The organism is Pseudomonas sp. P105, from assembly GCF_032614175.1.
In the GTDB taxonomy this organism is placed as follows: Bacteria; Pseudomonadota; Gammaproteobacteria; order Pseudomonadales; family Pseudomonadaceae; genus Aquipseudomonas; species Aquipseudomonas rhizophila.
In genome coordinates, this window is sequence record NZ_CP126693.1 from 5,237,196 (window position 1) to 5,255,225 (window position 18,030).

General features: G+C 60.2%; 15 protein-coding genes. 5 read left to right on the forward strand and 10 right to left on the reverse strand.

Features of this window, described 5'->3' with window-relative positions:
• Positions 1-50: 50 nt before the first annotated feature.
• Positions 51-1,070 (reverse strand): Glu/Leu/Phe/Val dehydrogenase family protein, encoded by a 1,020-nt coding sequence (locus tag QOM08_RS23505; protein ID WP_047228617.1) that lies wholly within the window; start codon positions 1,068-1,070, stop codon positions 51-53.
• A 186-nt stretch (positions 1,071-1,256) separates the two neighbouring features.
• On the opposite strand from QOM08_RS23505, the gene QOM08_RS23510 reads away from it, so the two are divergent.
• Positions 1,257-2,060, forward strand: coding sequence for a SirB1 family protein (locus QOM08_RS23510; protein ID WP_076383584.1), 804 nt, complete (start codon positions 1,257-1,259; stop codon positions 2,058-2,060).
• Positions 2,061-2,213: 153 nt separating this feature from the next.
• Here QOM08_RS23510 and maiA read toward each other — a convergent pair whose 3' ends face one another.
• Genes maiA through hmgA form a run of 3 tightly spaced genes read right to left on the reverse strand, consistent with a single transcriptional unit; the run spans position 2,214 to position 5,472 of the window.
• Positions 2,214-2,849, reverse strand: coding sequence for a maleylacetoacetate isomerase (gene maiA / locus QOM08_RS23515; RefSeq protein WP_316912202.1), 636 nt, complete (start codon positions 2,847-2,849; stop codon positions 2,214-2,216).
• A 10-nt stretch (positions 2,850-2,859) separates the two neighbouring features.
• Positions 2,860-4,164, reverse strand: coding sequence for a fumarylacetoacetase (fahA, locus tag QOM08_RS23520; protein WP_188250956.1), 1,305 nt, complete (start codon positions 4,162-4,164; stop codon positions 2,860-2,862).
• Between the two features lie 3 nt (positions 4,165-4,167).
• Positions 4,168-5,472, reverse strand: a complete 1,305-nt coding sequence (gene hmgA, locus QOM08_RS23525; RefSeq protein ID WP_188250957.1) for a homogentisate 1,2-dioxygenase — start codon at positions 5,470-5,472, stop codon at positions 4,168-4,170.
• Between the two features lie 163 nt (positions 5,473-5,635).
• Here hmgA and QOM08_RS23530 point away from each other — a divergent pair, with 163 nt between their 5' ends.
• Positions 5,636-6,448, forward strand: coding sequence for an IclR family transcriptional regulator (locus QOM08_RS23530; RefSeq protein WP_047228622.1), 813 nt, complete (start codon positions 5,636-5,638; stop codon positions 6,446-6,448).
• A gap of 66 nt (positions 6,449-6,514) precedes the next feature.
• Here the strand turns inward: QOM08_RS23530 and QOM08_RS23535 are convergent, their stop codons facing one another.
• From QOM08_RS23535 to QOM08_RS23545, 3 genes are all read right to left on the reverse strand, one after another.
• On the reverse strand, positions 6,515-9,067 hold the full coding sequence (locus QOM08_RS23535; protein ID WP_316912203.1) for a helix-turn-helix transcriptional regulator: 2,553 nt from the start codon (positions 9,065-9,067) through the stop codon (positions 6,515-6,517).
• 167 nt (positions 9,068-9,234) lie between these two features.
• Complete coding sequence (locus QOM08_RS23540; RefSeq protein WP_139049161.1) at positions 9,235-10,602, reverse strand: DUF1329 domain-containing protein; 1,368 nt, start codon at positions 10,600-10,602, stop codon at positions 9,235-9,237.
• Between the two features lie 22 nt (positions 10,603-10,624).
• Positions 10,625-12,418 (reverse strand): DUF1302 domain-containing protein, encoded by a 1,794-nt coding sequence (locus tag QOM08_RS23545; RefSeq protein ID WP_107321887.1) that lies wholly within the window; start codon positions 12,416-12,418, stop codon positions 10,625-10,627.
• A 760-nt stretch (positions 12,419-13,178) separates the two neighbouring features.
• Between QOM08_RS23545 and QOM08_RS23550 the strand changes: the two genes are divergently transcribed.
• From QOM08_RS23550 to QOM08_RS23560, 3 genes are all read left to right on the forward strand, one after another.
• On the forward strand, positions 13,179-13,544 hold the full coding sequence (locus QOM08_RS23550; protein WP_316912204.1) for a hypothetical protein: 366 nt from the start codon (positions 13,179-13,181) through the stop codon (positions 13,542-13,544).
• A 12-nt stretch (positions 13,545-13,556) separates the two neighbouring features.
• The gene (locus QOM08_RS23555) at positions 13,557-13,961 is read left to right on the forward strand and encodes an ATP-grasp domain-containing protein (protein ID WP_410479104.1); all 405 of its coding nucleotides are present in this window, start codon (positions 13,557-13,559) and stop codon (positions 13,959-13,961) included.
• 278 nt (positions 13,962-14,239) lie between these two features.
• Positions 14,240-15,007 (forward strand): N-acetylmuramoyl-L-alanine amidase, encoded by a 768-nt coding sequence (locus tag QOM08_RS23560; protein WP_316912206.1) that lies wholly within the window; start codon positions 14,240-14,242, stop codon positions 15,005-15,007.
• A 43-nt stretch (positions 15,008-15,050) separates the two neighbouring features.
• On the opposite strand, the gene QOM08_RS23565 is transcribed toward QOM08_RS23560, so the two are convergent.
• The 3 genes from QOM08_RS23565 to QOM08_RS23575 form a co-directional block, all read right to left on the reverse strand.
• Positions 15,051-15,962, reverse strand: coding sequence for an SDR family oxidoreductase (locus tag QOM08_RS23565; RefSeq protein WP_316912207.1), 912 nt, complete (start codon positions 15,960-15,962; stop codon positions 15,051-15,053).
• A 264-nt stretch (positions 15,963-16,226) separates the two neighbouring features.
• On the reverse strand, positions 16,227-17,129 hold the full coding sequence (locus QOM08_RS23570; RefSeq protein ID WP_139049181.1) for an alpha/beta fold hydrolase: 903 nt from the start codon (positions 17,127-17,129) through the stop codon (positions 16,227-16,229).
• Positions 17,129-17,911, reverse strand: coding sequence for a class II aldolase/adducin family protein (locus tag QOM08_RS23575; protein WP_316912208.1), 783 nt, complete (start codon positions 17,909-17,911; stop codon positions 17,129-17,131). The genes QOM08_RS23570 and QOM08_RS23575 overlap by 1 nt, the downstream gene beginning before the upstream one ends.
• Between the last annotated feature and the right edge of the window lie 119 nt (positions 17,912-18,030).

Genomic DNA, 18,030 nt, shown 5'->3' on the forward strand with positions numbered 1-18,030 from the left:
CGGCGGCTCCATGGAATCCACCCAGGAGCCGCCGAAAGCTGCGATCTTTTTTATCGGTACAACAAACGCTCTGCCAATTCATCGGCCACCCTGGCCGGTGAGCGTTTTTCTGCCTGGGCGTGGGCAAAGACTTCCGTAAGCCGGGCGCCGATCTTCGACAAATGCGCGGTGATCGTCGACAGCTCTTCGCCGCGATGCTTCAAGGCGACATAGATCAGGCCTCCGGAGTTGATCACATAATCCGGCGCATAGAGGATCCCACGCCGTTCCAATTGATCGGCCACCTGCAGGTTGCTCAACTGGTTATGGGCCGACCCGGCAACCGCCGAGCAGCGCAGTTGCGCCACGCTCTGGCTATTGAGCACCCCGCCCAGGCCACAGGGGGCGAGGATGTCGCACGGGGTACTGAGCAGTGCATCGTTGGCGATCGGATGCGCGCCCAGTTGCTCCATCGCCAGTTGAACCTTGCCAGGGTCAATGTCGCTGACCAACAGTTCGGCGCCTGCGGCGTGCAACTGTTCGGCCAGGGCGAAACCGACATTACCCAGGCCTTGGATCGCTACCCGCAGGCTTTCCAGGTTATCGCTGCCCAGGCGGGCCATGGCCGTGGCACGGATGCCGGCGAATACCCCCATCGCCGCGTGAGGCGCTGGGTCTCCCGAAGCCGTGGTGCTGGTCACATGACGGGTCTGTTGGGCGATGCAGTCCATGTCCGCCACCGAGGTGCCGCTGTCGATGGCGGTGATATAGCGGCCATCCAGTTGCTCGATGCAGCGCCCAAATGCCTCAAACAGCGCAGCGCGGCTTTCGACATGGGCCGGACGCATGATCACGGCCACGCCGCCGCCCACCGGTAAGCCGGCCAGTGCGGCCTTGTAGCTCATGCCCTGGGCCAGGCGCACGGCGTCGACCACGGCACTTTCATCGTCGGGGTAGGACAGATAACGACATCCACCCAGAGCAGGCCCAGGACGGCTGCAATGAATGGCAATCACCGCCTTCAACCCGGTGGCCGGGTCTACGCTCAGGTGCAGCGATTCAAGGCGGGAGCTTTGCATGAGAGCAAACATCGACAGGCTCCCGAATCACTTTTGTTTGTTCCGCCAGTATAGGCGTGCGCTCAAAATTTGCTGGAGCGCGCCGGAATAAGTCGAGCGGACGGCCAGTCTTTTGGGCATAACCTGATTCCTTCCCCGGACGAGACTGGACGAAAGCCCGCAGCAGAGCTAAAAACGAGGCATAGCCCGGAGACTGTGATGACACCGCGCCAAGCCTTTTTTGATTGCCTGCACCGCTCCCCACCGGCGCTGTTCGAAGCAGCGTTGTGGATTGCTGCCGAACATGATCGCGAAGTGGACGTACCGGCGTTGCTGAACGATTTCAAGGATCTGCAACAGCGTGTCAGCCATGACCTGCCGATGCTGCCCGTCAGCGAACTGGGCCAACCCTTGCTGCGCCGCCTCAATGACCTTGGATTCGCCCAGGATGATTTCACGCCCCTGCGCCCACGGGCCGCGTTGCTCGACAAGGTGCTGACGCGTAAACGTGGACAGCCCCTGGCCCTCGGCCTGATCGCCCTGGAGCTGGCTCGTGGCCTGGAGATTCCGATGGTCGGTGTCAATTTCCCCGGTCACTTCCTGTTGCGGGTCCCCGGTGCCGATCATCTGCTCGACCCGTGTGGCGGACGCCGGTTGTACCCCAACGACTGTCGGGAATTGCTGCAACGCCAATACGGCGCCAACATGCCCCTCAAAGCCGAGCACCTGGTCAGTGCCGAGCCCATGCAGATGCTCCAGCGCCTGTCGCGCAATCTTCGCCAATTGCATCTGACCAACGACGACTACATTGCTGCACTGATCGACGCCGAACGGGTGCTTGAACTGGGCAACGCCAGCGCCGCCGATTACCTGGCCCGCGCCAGCCTATACCAACGGCTCGACTGTCCCAACGCCGAACGATTCGACTTGGAGCACGCGCTGATGCTCAGCGAAGACCCGATCCAGCGAATCCGGCTGACGGAACGGCTGGGGCATCTGCCGCCCAATTCAATTGTGCATTGAGCGGGTGTAGATCGCGGAGGACGAGGTGGTAACTCAAGGGCTCGCCCCCTCTCCTTCTGTGGGAGCGAGCCTGCTCGCGATAGCGGCGTGTCAGACAACATGTTTGTAAGCTCAACCACCGCCATCGCGAACAGGTTCGCTCCCACAGGGGGCTCAAGGTGTATCAGGCTGATTTGCCGGATGCGCCTGTTGAAACGCTGGATGCGCAGCCGCCAACGCCGCAACGCGACGGATCCGTGGATACGTCTCCAGAGAGACATTGAACCGTTCTGCCGCGTACACCTGCGGGATCAGATACACGTCCGCGATCCCGGGTGCTGCACCGAAGCAGTAGCCGTCATCCCCAATCAACTGTTCCACCGCCGCCAGTCCCTGGCTGATCCAATGCCCGATCCACTGCGCCACCTGCGTTTCATCGTGGCCCCACTGCCGCAGCTGGTTGAGTACGCTGACGTTGTGCAGCGGATGAATATCGCAACCGATCAATGCCGCGACGCCTCGCTCATGAGCCCGAACCGTCAGGTCGGCGCTGAGCAACGGCACCTGTGGATAACGCTCCTCCAGGTACTCGATGATGGCGGCTGACTGCACCAGCAACGCGCCTTCGTCGGTACGCAGCGCCGGAACCCGGCCCTGAGGGTTGATCGCCAGATAGGCCGGCTGACGATGTTCGCCCCCAGGCGCAGCGATCAGGTTGACCGGCAAGGCCTGGTAATCCAGGCCCTTGAGCGCCAGGGCAATGCGCACCCGGTAGGACGAAGTGGAGCGGTAGTAGGTGTAGAGTTCCATGCCCTGTCCCTCACCGCGCCGGCAGGATCTTGCCCCGGCATTCGCCAAAGCCGATGGACGCAACACCTTCGCGGCTGCAACGGGCACGCAGGATGATCTCGTCACCGTCCTCAAGGAATTTGCGCACTTCGCCAGAGGCCAGCTCGATTGGCTTTTTACCGCCCTCGGTAATCTCCAGCAGGCTGCCGAACTGACCGCTCTCAGGCCCCGACAAAGTGCCCGAACCGAACAGGTCACCGGCCTGCAACTGGCAACCATTGACGCTGTGGTGGGCGACCATCTGCGCCACGGTCCAGTACATGTACTGGGTGTTGCTCAACGTCAGGCGATGGGCCGGCAGGTTCTGCTCGCGCATGGCTTCGGTCAGCAGCAGGACTTCCAGTTCAATGTCGAAGGCCCCACCGGCCTGGTCACGCTTGTCCAGCAGATACGGCAACGGCTGCGGATCGCCTGCCGGACGCGCCGGTTGCGGGCGGCGGAAGGGTTCGAGGGCTTCGGCCGTCACCACCCATGGCGAGATACTGGTCAGGAAGCTTTTGGACAGAAAGGGCCCCAGCGGCTGGTATTCCCAGGCCTGGATATCCCGGGCCGACCAGTCGTTGAGCAGGCAGAAACCGCCAATGTGCTCGGCAGCATCACCGATGGCGATGGGTTCGCCCAAGGCGTTGCCCTTGCCGATCCAGATGCCCAGTTCCAGCTCATAATCCAGTCGCGCGCACGGGCCGAAGGTCGGCTCGGTCTGGCCGGCGGGCAGGGTCTGGCCCTTGGGACGACGCACATCGGTGCCGGACGGGCGAATGGTCGAGGCACGCCCGTGATAACCGATGGGCACGTACTTGTAGTTGGGCAACAGCGGATTGTCGGGGCGGAACAACTTGCCGACGTTTTGCGCGTGTTCGATACCGACGTAGAAGTCGGTGTAGTCATTGATCCTGGCCGGCAAATGCATCTGGCAGTCGGCTGCGCGGACCAGCAGTTTCGCGCCCTGGGCTTCGATCTTGCCCCGCAGCGAGCTGTCTTCGCGCAGCAGCTCCAGCAAGCGTTCACGCAGGGCCACCCGAGCGCTGCGGCCGAGGTCGAAGAATGCATTCAACTGGCCGTCCTTCATGGCTTCGACGGCTTCGCGCGCCGCGCCGTCAAACAAGCCCGCCTGCAACGCGGCCTGCAAATCGAAAATCTGCTCACCAATCGCCACGCCGCTACGGGGAGCACCGTCATCGATACTGAAGATGCCCAGCGGCAGGTTCTGCAGCGGGAAGTCGGCATGGCCATTGGCGGAGGCGACCCAGCTACGGGCAGGGGAAAGTTGAGTCATGGGTTATCTCCGGGTCGGGTCGAACGTGACCGGCAGCGAGGCCCAGCAGGCGTCGTAGTCAGTTTGCAATTGTGGGCAGTCCAGGGCGAAACGGCTCGGGCGCAGGACCTGGCTGGTTTCGAACATGAAGGCCATGGTGTTGTCGATTTTCGCAGGCGTCAGCTCGGCGTTGATCGCCTTGGTGCAGGTCTCGCCGTCCGGGCCATGGGCACTCATGCAACTGTGCAAGGAGGCGCCGCCGGGCAGGAAACCTTCGGCCTTGGCATCGTATGCGCCCTGGATCAGGCCCATGAATTCATTCATCAGGTTGCGATGGAACCACGGCGGACGGAAGGTGTTTTCAGCCACCATCCAGCGCGGCGGGAAGATCACGAAATCGAGATTGGCCAGGCCGTGGACGCTGGTGGGTGAGGTCAATACGGTGAAGATCGACGGGTCCGGGTGGTCGAAGCTGACCGTACCGATGGTGTTGAAACGGCGCAGGTCATATTTGTAAGGCACGTTGTTGCCATGCCAGGCCACCACATCGAAGGGCGAATGATCCAGCTCGCAACCCCACATCTCACCGAGGAATTTCTGCACCAGCGCAGTCGGTCGGGCGAGGTTTTCGTAATGAGCGACCGGCGCCAGGAAATCCCGCGGGTTGGCCAGGCCGTTGCTGCCGATCGGCCCAAGGTCCGGCAGGCGCAACGGCGCGCCATGGTTTTCGGCGATATAGCCGCGGGCTTGTGGATCAAGCAGCTCGACGCGAAATTTCAGGCCCCGGGGGATCACGGCAATTTCCAGCGGCGCCAGTTCCAGCACTCCCAGCTCGGTGGCGATCCGCAGCCGTCCCAGCTGCGGCACGATCAGCCATTCCCCGTCAGCGTTGAAGAACACCCGTTCCATGGAACGGTTGGCGCGGTAATGGTAGACGCTGATACCGGCCGGTTTGTCCGAGCCGGCATTGGCCGCCATGCGCACCAGTCCATCGATGAAATCGGTTGGCTCGGCAGGAATATCCAACGGGTTCCAGCGCAGGCGATTGGGCGTGACCTCACCCAGAGGACCGCCCGCTATCTGATGTTCAAGCTTGACGAAGGCCGGATGATTGGCCGAAGGCCGGATGCGATACATCCAGGTCCGCCGCGCTTCGCTGCGAACCATGGTGAAGGCAGTGCCGGAGAATAATTCGGCATAGAGACCGTAAGGGGCTTTTTGCGGGGAGTTCTGGCCAACGGGCAAGGCGCCGGGCAGCGCCTCGCTGGCAAATTCATTGCCAAAGCCTGACTGATAAGCCAGGTCCGACACTGTGGAATCGAGGGTCATGGAGCCTCCTGAACACAGGACTGGGTACGACCTCGTCGTTCCACGAAGAAACGTCAGGCGCACAGGTTATTTTTATCGTAATTCAATTACGCATAACGTAATTTGCTCGACAGCGACCGTCAAGCTATAAAGACGCCCATTCGCCTCTGGACTCAGCGCCTCCATGGAAACCCCGCTCAGCAACGGTAAACAGAAAGTCCGCTCGGCCGAAGTCGGCACCGACATCCTCAAGGCCCTGGCCGAACTGTCGCCCTCCACGTCGCTGTCGCGTCTGGCCGAACACGTGCAAATGCCGGCGAGCAAGGTTCATCGGTACCTGCAGGCCTTGATCGCCAGCGGTTTCGCTGAACAGAACACGTCCACCAACCACTACGGCCTCGGGCGCGAAGCCTTGCGCGTGGGCCTGGCGGCGTTGAACGGCATGGACGTGTTGCAAGTGGCCGCCCTGCCCTTGGCCGAACTGCGCGATGACTTGAACGAAACCTGTTTCCTGGCGGTGTGGGGCAATCACGGCGCCACCGTCGTTCGGATCGAACCCGCCATACGGGCAGTGACCGTGGTGACGCAACTGGGGTCGGTATTGCCGCTGCTCAGCTCGTCCACGGGGCTGGTGTTCAGCGCCTACCTGCCGACGCGCGAAACGATCGGCTTGCGCGAACAGGAAGTGAGCGCTTCCACCGCCCACGCCCTGGCCGACGACCAGGCCTATGCCACCCTGTGCCAGCAAATACGCAGTCGCGGCCTGCACCATGTGCATGGCTTGCTGATGCCCGGCGTGGATGCCCTGTCAGCCCCGGTATTCAATGCTGTCGGCCAAGTGACGGCGGTGATGACCATTGTCGGCCCGACTTCCCTGTTCCATGCCGACGAAAACGGCCCGGCGGCACAACGACTGCTGGCGGCGACCCGGGCCGTGAGCTGGCGGATGGGGTATGAGGCAGGCGCAGGATCGGATCAGCCAACGGGCCAATCCTGATCACACCATTGATGTGAGCGGTGATACGTAGCGGTGGCAGCTAATCGTCTTGCCCTTGGGAATTCTTTATCTCATCACGCCCATGACTTTGGCCTTGGCGACCGCCTGCGTGCGCCGCTGAACGCCTAACTTGCTGTGTATCCGCCGCGAATGGGTTTTTACCGTGTGCAAGGATATGAACAAACGTTCGGCAATCTGCTGATTTGAATAGCCCTGCGCAATGAGTTCCAGCACTTCCAACTCCCGATGACTCAACAACGTGTCTTCGACTACCTCCGCCGGCTGCTCGATGTGCTCAGCCGATTGCGCCCAGCCCAACAGATCGGGCTGACGCGCGCGTAACTCGCACAAAGCTTGCTGGGCGCGCCAACAGGCAACTCGCTTGAGGCCCTCTTGCACAAGCGATCGTGCCTGGGAACGATCAGCAGACAGCCAGACGACTTCAGCCAGCGCCAGATACAGTTCGGTCTCCAGGCCATGCATTTCACAGTGCTGTGCCCGGGCGATCATTGCCTTGAGTTGCGCTTGCGGGTCTTGCGCCCGATGCAGATAAACCTCGGTCAGCACCAGCAGGTACTCAAGCCGAGGAATCAACTCCAGGGTCGCAGGTGGGGCATGCTTGGCCTGCGGCCCGCGAAAATGACGCAAGACTCGGGTCAGGGCCTCGAGGGCCAGTTCCGGGCGTCCCTGTTGCAGCCAGAACTGGCAACTGGTTTGCAACAGCACGCCACGGTACACCGTGTCGGGGATGTGCCGCTGTTGCATGATCCGCTCGGCATCGCGCAGTTGCAGGAAAGCCTCGCCATAGTCGCCGCCATTGGCCGCCAGGGTGGCCTTGCCGAGAAAACCATAAAGCACTTGTTTGTCCTGGCAATGCAGGCCCGTTTCCAGGCCCGCCTGGAACTGCTCGGCAGCCTGCTCGGCCAACCCCATGCGCAAAGCCAGACGGCCACGGCGCAAGGCAATACGTCCCAGCAAGGCAGAAAAGTCCTGGCCAGGCTTATCGAGCAACCCCTGAACTGCGCTCAACAGATGATCGGCCCGGTGAGGAGCACCGCGTTGCTCCAGGACTTGGGCGTGATCCAGTTCCAGCAAGCCCTCGAAGACCAGTGAGCCTTGGGCGCGCGCCAGGCACAGGGCTTGGCGATTGATCCATTGCGCAGTGGCCAGTTCCCCCTTGAGCAGTGCCTGCTGTGTCAGCCCCAACTGGCACAGCAGGTGCAAGGCCCAGGCCTCTGGGTCGAGGCTCGCCTGGGCCTGGAGCAAGTGCTCGCGGGACTGCTCGCCATCCCCCGAAAGGTGCAGCAGCCAGCCCAGCAGAACCTGCCACCGGGCCAGCAGTTGCCGCTGCAGGCAGGCCGAAGGTTGCGGCATGAACCTGGCCAGTTGGTCGATGCACGCCGATGCCTGATCGAAGCGTCCGGCGAACAGCAACGCGGCCGTGACCAACCCCACCGATTGCGGCGTGCCGAGTGTCAGCGCCTCACCTTGTTGATCATGCAGCTTCAGCAACAGCGTCACGTTGCTGCGCTGCAATACGTGTTCAAAATTCAGATGCTGCAGGAAACTGACGGCAGCCTCGAACTCTTGCGCATGCATGGCCTGCTCGAATGCCATTTGCCAATCCTGCTCGGCGGCAAACCACTGGCAAGCCCGCCGATGCCAGGAGCGTCCCTGCGGCCAGGGCTCGTCACGCACCAGTCGGGCCAGGGCCGGGAAAATCTGCAACCAGTCCGAAGACTGCTCCCACGGTTCGATAAAACAGCCCAGGTCCAACAACAAGGGCAGGCATTCGGCGCCCACCGTGTCACCAAACAGATGCTCGCAGAGCCGGGCATTGAAGCGCGGCAGATGCGCCAGCACTCGCCAGGCCTGCGCCAGGTCCGGGGTCAGCGTACTGAACAGCTCATATTCAAGGTAGTCATGCAGGGTCCCGGGCCGCCCCGGCGACGCGTGGCTGCGCGCCCATTCACAACGTTCAAGCAGGGCGATACGCACCCCGGCGCACCAACCACCACTGCGCTGTATCACCTCGCGCGCGGTGCGAGCGCCCTGGGGACCGGGCAAATGTTTGAGCAACTGCTGGACATCGTCATGGGTGAAGACCAGCGCCTGGGCATCGAATTCATGCAGTTCGTCATCAAGTAGCAGGCGCGGCCAGTTACAGTGAGGACGACGGCGACCATTCAACCAAAGGTGAAGCGCCGGACTGCTGATGCTCAACAGACGATCGAGAAACTGATCCAGCTCGGGGTTGGGTACCCGACAGTAATCATCCAGGAACAGCCAGGTCGGTGCTTGCAAGCCCGCCAGGTGAGCCAGCAGCCCCCCTTCATCCAGCAACGGCAGCCCGAGGGTCTGCGCCAGCCGCTCGCACATTTGCGCCGCGTCCAGCATTGCGCCCCCAAGCGGCAACCAATGCAACCGGCAAGCGGCGGGGGCTTGCAGGAAACACTCAGCGAACAACGCACTCTTGCCACTGCCCGCCGGTGCGCAAAGCAGTTTTACCCGCGCCTCGGAGGCCAGCAAGGGCTCGCTCAAGGACCTGCGCGGCACATGGGTCGAAGACAGGCGGGGCAGCAATCCAGGACGGTCCGGACACGGGGTCATGGCGGTCATGTGCGAAGTCCAGTTTATTATTGTTTCATCACCCTAGTCCTGTGGCGCTCACCTTTGGAGAAGTATTCAGCGCGCTGATTGGCGCCCATAAAAAAAGACCGGCAAATCGATTGCCGGTCCTCACGATTATCTAACGTCAGCCACAGTCAGCTTCAAACCGCCGGGTCTCAACGAACCCCCGTCGAGCGCAGCGCCGCGGGCGTGAAGTCCGCAGCCCTGGCTTCGAAACCGTACTCGTAGCTGCGCTTCTCTTCGTTCTTCATCCCCAGCGCAATGTAGCGGCCGGCGATGATGTCGTAGAGCGCCTCAAGGGTGTAGCCCGGGTTCTGGTTGGCGTAGTAGAACTGGGCATGACCTTCGGCCACCCGCCACAGTTGACCGCGACCGTCATAGTGATCCACCAGTGCCGCCTGCCAGCTGTCCTCATCGAAATACATGTGGCGCTTGGCGTAGATGTGACGTTCGTTTGGCTTGACCGTACCGACCACTTCCCAGACCCGATGCAGTTCATAGCGAGTCAGATCCTGATTGATGTGGCCGGCCTTGATCACGTCGTCATACTTGAGGCTGGGGGAATCCAGTTTGTAGCTGTTGTAGGGGATGTACATTTCCTTCTTCCCCACCAACTTCCAGTCGTAGCGGTCCGGCGCGCCGGAGAACAGGTCGAAGTTATCGGAGGTACGCAACCCGTCAGCGGCGGTGCCCGGGCCGTCGTAGGCCACTTGCGGGGCGCGACGCACACGGCGCTGGCCGGCGTTGTAGATCCAGGCCAGGCGCGGCTCCTTCACCTGGTCAAGCGTTTCATGCACCAGCAGCACGTTACCGGCCAGACGCGCGGGCGCGGTGACCGACTGTTTGAAGTAGGTCAGCACGTTGCTGGCCTTTTCCGGATCGGCGTCTTTGATCAGAAACGGCACGGCGATCTCTTCTTCGAAGCGGATCGGTGTAAAGCTGCCGTTGGTTTGTGGGGTGGCCTGGGTGATGATGCGCCGCACGTTGCCGCCGTGATAGCGGGTGACGTGGTTCCACAGCACTTCCACGCCGTTCTTGGGGATCGGGAATGCGTAGTAACGGTTACCGGTGAAATTGGCCAAGCCGTTGCCGTCATTGATGGTGGTGACGTTGAGGGCGCTGCGCTTGGCCGACTCGTAGATCTCGGGCGGTAGCGAGACGCTGCGATGGGTCGGATAGACCGGAATCTTGTAGGTTTGCGGATAGCGCTTGAACATCGCTATCTGGCCTTCGGAAAGCTTGTCCTTGTACTTGTCCACGGTCTCGGCGGTGATGGTGAACAGCGGTTTTTCCCCGGCAAAGGGATCGGCCAGAAAGCCTTTGCTGTCCACCGCCCCGGCGTTTTTGGCGATGCCACCGGTCCAGGCCGGAATCGAGCCATCGGCATTGCCTGCCTTTTCCGCGCCCAGCGGCGTAAGGCTGCTGCCCAATTTGTTTGCTTCATCCGGCGAAACTGCCGCCATCACGTTCGCGGCCAGCAGGCTCAGGGCCAGGGCGCCGCATTGCAGAATCATCTTGCGCATTGGTTTTTCCTTGTCAGCCAGATCAGAAGTTCACGCCAAAGCTCAACGCGAGGAAGTCGCGGTCTTCGAGGACGTTGTAGTCGCCGCCGAAAAAGTCGGTGTAACTCAGGCTGGCGGTATAGGTGTTGCGGTAGTCGGCATCGACACCCAAGCTGATGGCCTTGGCGCCTTCGTTGAACAAGCCGTTGGGGCCGTAGCCGGCAACGTCATGGGACCAGGAGACGTTGGGCTTGAAGTTGATACCGGCAACGACGTTGGAGTAGTCAAGAATTGCCCGGGCGCGATAGCCCCACGAGGTCGAGGTGACGAAACCGTCGGTGTCACCGCCAAACCCGTACTGGCCGTAAACCGAGTCACGGCCATAACGCAGCTTGTCCTTGGATTCCAGGCCACCGACGTGCACCACCGCCGCCTCGCCCACCACGGTCAGGCGATCAGCGCCCAGCACCTGGTCGAAGAAGTGTGTCAGGGTGCTCTGGATCTGGGTCAACTCCTTACGACGATAACCGGTGTTATCGGCCCCGGGCGAGGTCGCGATGGGCGAAGCTGCACCGCCTGCGATCGGGTTGAGCAAGGCCAGGGTCAGATCGTTGGTGTTGAGCTGCACAGGTGCGTTGGGGCGGTAGCTGATTTCCCCGGTCCACGCGGTGCCGGTAGGCAGCGTGGTGGCGAAGCTGGCACCGTACAGACGGATGTCCTCGGGGTATTCAAGGTAATACTGACCGCGCCCCAGCATCACGCTTTGCGCCAGCCCCGAACCGCTGCCAGGGGCAAGCCCTTCTGCAATCGCGACCATTCCCGGCAATGCCGACAATGTAGACAGGCCGGCGGTGGTGGTGCCCACGGTTGGCGTGCGGCTGTGGTAGTTCATGAAGTACAGGCCGTACTCGGTGTCGTCACCGAGCCAGCGCAACGCCGTGCCCCACTGGCCGGAATCACGTGCGTCACGGTCACCGCTGCGAGCAATGACAACGCCTTCGTCATTCACCTGGATGCCTTGGCCAAAGGCCTGAGTCAATGGTACGAATGGCGCAATCGCCGGGCTGCCCACGGTGTAACCGCTGGTGCAGCCATCGGCCACCACGTCGTTGCCAAAGAAAGTGCCGCAGTTATCGACGACCGTCTGGTCCCATTCCAGTTGGTAGAAACCTTCGATGGTGAGCTTGTCGGTCAAGCCCTGGGAGGCGAACAGCATGTTCACCGGGATCAGGCCTTCCTTGATCTCGGCACCCGGACGGCGAAACGCGGAGACGTCCACCGGGTTGATGCTGTTGATGGAGTTGCCGATGAAGGTACTTTCACCCCAACTGACCACCTGCTTGCCCGCACGCACCGTACCCGGCAAGTCGGCGATGGAGTAATTGTGATAGACAAACGCATCGAGAAGCTGCGCCCCTGACGACTTGGAGCCTTCCTTGCGGTTGCTGTCGCTGATGTCCTTGAACGGCCGGTTTTCGTCCTTGAGTTCGAAGTCATACCAATACTTGCCGCGCACGAACACGCCAGTATCACCGTACTTGAGTTCGAGATCGTGCAGGCCTTTGAATATCTTGGAAAAGGTATCGCCCTTCTTGAAGTTCAGCCGCCCATCGTCACCGGTGGACGACTGCCCCGTACCGCCGTTGACGCTGCCGACCAAGTCCCGGTCGGCGTCGCGCATGCCCCAGCTCGCGCCCACGGACAACGAGGAGTCGAACTGCCCCTCGATCTCGCCAATGTTGAATGAAACGGCCTGCGCCTGGGCAGAGCAACCCAAGGCCACCGCGACGGCCAGCGCCTGCGGTTTGAAGATGGCGCGCATTGTTATTGTTGTCATGCGTCTTCCCCGGTGAGTGACAGAGCCTTCACCCTACTGCCGCACGACATGGGCGATAAGCGCACCAAGGAGGTATTCGCGCTGTACCCCGAAAGGATTACAGGTCATGGAATACGGGGCTTTGCGCCGCGCATGGACGCACTGGATGATGGGTCATCAGCGCCGCGCATATTCATCGGGCCTGTTAACTGTTGCGCGCCCTGCAACGGTGCATGTCCGGATCCGGGCTGTTTCCGACGATGGCCAATCCCTATGCTGGCCGGGCTTTCAGGGCAACGGGCCTGCAGGCACAAGCCGCCATCGCGTCCCTCGCGACCGGCGCACCGTCATTCGGATGGATTGGCGCATCGGTCCATCACCTCCCGTGTTCACTGACGTTGGTTTTTTGCTCCTTTGCAACGTCATTTTCAGGCCGCTGCTTTTTGCAGCGGCCTTTTTTATGTGGGTTGATTTCCTGCGTGAAACTTCTCGATTCCTACAACATGGTCGGAATCTCTCACCTGCCCAGCCAATGCAATCGAACTTATAGTCTTTTTCGCCGCCTTGATGGTGACGAATAAATGAACATGCACGGCTGAAAACAGTGAGTACTGGCAGGGACATTTGAAATGCACGTACCGAAAAGGAAATCAACACGCCACAAACAATACATAAACCTGGGCAGTGAGATTTACAACATCAATAACATCAACGCAATGATGTCTAAGCGACACATCAAAAACTACCGAAAACGCGACACTGATTAAATCGAGAAAGCGATATGTATCTTCTCTACCCTAGCGATCCGTTTGATAAAAAACGCCCCGATGAACAGTACATGGAAGAGTACGATGCAGTAGTGACCACCGGACTACGGACCGCGCTGTTCTCTTTTGAAGATTTCGAAGCAGGGACTTTCAAGACTTCTGTACCCCTCACGCCCGGCGACTGCATTTTGTACCGGGGGTGGATGCTGACGCCTGACGCTTATGCTGCGTTGGTTATGCACATGCGCGACAAAGGTGCCATTGAGGTGACCAACGCCACGCAATACCAAAATTGTCATCACTTGCCGCAGTGGTATCCGTTGCTGGCTGCCTGTACGAGCGAAACCGTGGTACTGGCCAGTGATGCAAACTTCAATTAGGCCCTCCAAGGGTTGCAATGGCCGGGCTACTTCATCAAGGACTACGTAAAGTCACTTAACACCAGTGGAGGCAGCCTGGTGGACACTCCCGAAGACATAGCGCCGCTGGTTGGGGCCATGCGTCAGTATCGCGGGCAGATTGAAGGCGGTATATGTGTCAGACGACGAGAGGAATACCTCGAAGAAACCGAGCGTCGCTACTTTGTGCTCCACGGCCAGGCTTATGGCGCCACCGATGAAGTGCCCGAATTAGTGACCGAATGCGCACAGCTGATCGACAGTCCTTTTTTCTCGATCGACATAGCGCTCAGGTCAGACGGTGTAATGCGGGTGATCGAACTGGGCGATGGCCAAGTGTCAGACCGCAAGGAGTGGTCCGCCGAGCGCTTTGCCTGGATGTTGAGTTGTGCGAGATAGACTGGAAGAATCATTTAATCAGCGAAACAGCGCCACTGCTGCTTTTTAATATTTAGGCTCACCCTCAACTAAAGCTTCTCGATTCCTACAATACTGCCAGAGCCCGCCATAAGAAATAGCGAACAAACCCTACTCCCATTAACGATCAATTCCCGGACATCCAAACGCCTGTTCCTACAACAAAGCAAGAAACCCACTACGGCCATATCAAAAACTCACTGTTAGGCTGAATGTCAGTCACAGCATTCTGTTTTGACTTTAAACCTCAGTGAGTTTTTATGACACTTATCAACTACAACAGCTATCGCTCGGTAAAAGGCTTCAACAATAGAATTCGTTTCCTAGTCTTTCATTACACCGCCGCGAACTTTTCATCCTCCATCAACGCACTGACCGGTTCCTCTGTCAGCGCCCACTACCTCATCCCGGACTTCACCGACCCGAGTTACTTGAAAGCAGGTTTCCAGGAACCGCAGATTTTCAATCTGGTCGACGAGAACCAACGAGCCTGGCACGCGGGGGTGAGCAGTTGGGGTGGTCGCACGAATCTGAACGACACCTCAATCGGTGTTGAAATCGTCAACCTGGCCACCGATAACCACGGGCAATTCACTTTCCCGCCTTATCAACCTCAGCAAGTCGAGGCGATCGAATACCTGGCGTTGAACATCCTCAAGCGCTATCCAGACATCAGCCCGGTCAATGTGGTGGGACACTCGGATATTGCGGCTGGCAGGAAAAGCGATCCCGGCCCGATGTTCCCCTGGCATACGCTGTATCTGAAGGGCATCGGCGCATGGTTCGATGAACCCACGCAGAAAGCTTACACCCGTGCCTACCAATGCAACGGCCTGCCGACTCGCGAGCAACTGCTCGGCTTGTTCCGCAAATATGGGTATGACACGTCGGCAGCCGCCACAAGTGCGGGTTTTCAGCGTTTGGTGCGAGCCTTTCAGCTGCACTTTCGTCCAGCGAAATACGACGGTGTGATGGACATCGAGACTGCCGCGAATCTGGCGGCGCTGGTGAAGAAATACGTCCCCTGACCACCGTTGCCGCGCGTGACGGCAACGGGTCGAGGCCGCAAGGTCAAACGGTGTAGCGCTGCAAGTTCGCCATCATTTCCTTCAACGCTTCAAGGTTGTCATTGGGGTGTACCGCACCCTCGAAATCACAGATTTGCTGCCAGTGGGCCGCGACGTCTTCAGGCGAGAAACCTTTGCTTGGATCGAAGCCGGCACCCAGGCTGCGCTCCCAACGCACCTTGCCCATCCAGCCGCCGCCCACTTCAAACAACCCGGAGGTTTCCTGGCAGGTCTCGCTGGCCAGGTACACCACCAACGGGCTGACGAGTTCAGGCTTGAGCTGTTCGAACACCTGCGGCGGGATCAGGCCTTCGGTCATGCGGGTGCCACCGGTGGGCGCGATGGCATTGACCAGAATATTGTTCTTGCGACCTTCGATGGCCAGGGTGCGCGTCAGGCCATAAAGGCCGAGCTTGGCCATGCCGTAGTTGGATTGACCGAAGTTGCCGTAGATGCCGGACGTGGAGGCCGTAAAGATCACCCGCCCGTAATTCTGCTCACGCAGGTGTGGCCAGGCGGCGCGGGTGACTTTGTAGGCGCCCTCGACATGGACGCGGTAGACCAGATCCCAGTCGGCGTCCTCCATTTTGTGGAAGGTCTTGTCCCGCAGGATCCCGGCGTTGTTGACCACTACATCGACCCGGCCAAACACGTCGAGCGCGTTTTGAACAAGCTTGTCGCCATCGGTGACGGAGTCGTGGTTCGCTTCGGCAATGCCGCCGGCTTGGCGAATTTCAGCGACCACCCGATCCGCCGCCGAGGCGTTGGCCCCTTCTCCCTGGGCAGAGCCGCCGAGGTCGTTGACCAGCACTTTGGCCCCCTGCCTGGCGAACAACAGGGCATGGGCTCGCCCCAGGCCACCGCCGGCTCCCGTGACGATCACGACTTTATCTTCGAAGCGCACAGATTCACTCATGGGCAGAACTCCAGCAGGCAATAGGACAATGCCCCGAGTGTCGGGCACAGGGCGGTTGGTCACAATCAACAGGGTTACAAGTGAATGGTGGCCAATAAGGTGAGGGGATGATACGAGCCGGATCTGCTGTGGGCTCCGTGACCCTCACCAGAGGCGGGACCGAGTCGCTGCCATCGCGAGCAGGCTCGCTCCCACACAGGCCTGCGTAGACTCGCCTCTCTGTGGGAGCGAGCCTGCTCGCGATAGTGCTCCAACCTTCAGCAGTTATGAGCAGACCACCTGCCTGACCGGTGCGGCCATGTTTTCGCGAAACTCCAGGTAATGCTTGAGTACCTGCACCGGGGCTTCGGTGTGCGGGTAGTGGCCGATGTCGGGCAGCAGTACGGTGTCAGGGTTGGGGATCAGCGCCTCATAGCGCGCCACCATGTGTTCACCGGAAATCGGATCGACCGCGCCGTCGATCACCCGCAGCGCCACCTCGCCGCGCTGCATGGCCTGCACCCAGCGGTCACGCTGCACACGCCGTTCGGGAATGTAGGCAATGAGTTTGTGCATGATCCGCGGTCCGTGATGGGTTTCGACCAGGCTCCAGTAATCGTCCAGCTCGCTTTCGGTCGGGCCAGTCCTGGGGCCGAATATCTGGCGAAAACTCTTGACCAGGCCTTCTCGGGAAAAAGCTCGGCCCAGTAGCCAGCCCAAGGGGCTGAGCAACAGTTTTTGCATCAGCACCGGACGATGGGTTTCGGGAAACAGACCGCCGTTGAGAAAGACACAACTGGCGAGTTCGATGCGCGCCTCGTAGTGACGGGCGATCAGTTCCTGGGCCACGCTGTCACCATAATCATGGGCCAGTACATGCACGGCTTGCTTCACATTCAAATGCGCCAGCAAAGCCTGCTGCAGGTCAGCCTGCTCCAACAGGCTGTAGACATGATCCGTCGGCTTGGCCGAGTCGCCAAAACCGAGCATGTCGCAGGCGATCACCCGATAACGCTGTGCCAGCGGCTGCCACAGGTAATGCCAGTCCCAACTGGCGGTGGGGAAACCATGGATCAGCAACAACGGCTCGCCGTGCCCCGCCACCCAATACCGGATAGCGTGGCCACGGAACATCAATGTCTGGCCGCGCTGGCGCCAAATACGCAGGGGAATCTGGACCAGAGGCATCAGCATCTATAACCCGAATCTTGTTGATCCAGCTTGCGCAGCAACGCCGGCCATGCCAGCGCGCCTCCCATGCCTTGGGCGCTTTTGGTCACCCCGGCAATCATCGCCCGGGCGCCGGCCAGTATCTGCGGCTTGATGGCGATCAGTTCAGCCCCACCGTTGAGCGCCAGGACCTGGATGTCACAGGCTCGCTGGAAGGTGAACATCATCAGGAAGGTGTCGGCAATGGTGCCGCCGCAGGTCAGCAGACCGTGATTGTGCAGCATCAGGAAATTATTGGCGCCCAGATCCGCCTGCAGGCGGGCCTTCTCTTCGTGATTGAGGGCCACGCCTTCATAGGCGTGATACGCCAGACTCGACAATACGAACAACGATTGCTGGCTGATGGGCAACACACCCTGCTTCTGTGCCGACACAGCAACGCCGGCCGCCGTGTGGGTATGCAGCACACACACCACATCGTGCCGCACCTCATGCACCGCACTGTGGATGGTATAACCGGCCGGATTGATCTCGTAGGGGCTGTCCATCAGCTTATTGCCGGCCTGATCGACCTTGACCAGGCTCGAGGCGGTGACCTCATGAAACATCAACCCGAACGGGTTGATCAAAAAATCATCGGTCCCGGGCACCTTGGCGGATATATGCGTGAAAATCAGGTCATCCCAGCCATACAGGGCGACTAGCCGGTAACAGGCGGCCAGATCGACGCGAGTTTGCCATTCGGCGGCACTGACCTGATCCTTGATGCTGAGTGTCGATGGGACGGGCGCTACGCTCACGGCTCTGACCTCTGCTTTCTAGTTATAGGTGCTTGTTCTGAAACAGTCATGAACAAGCTAACCAGTCTAGTCAGCTCCCGCGAGGTCGGTAGTTGCATTGGCAGCCAGCTTACTGGCCG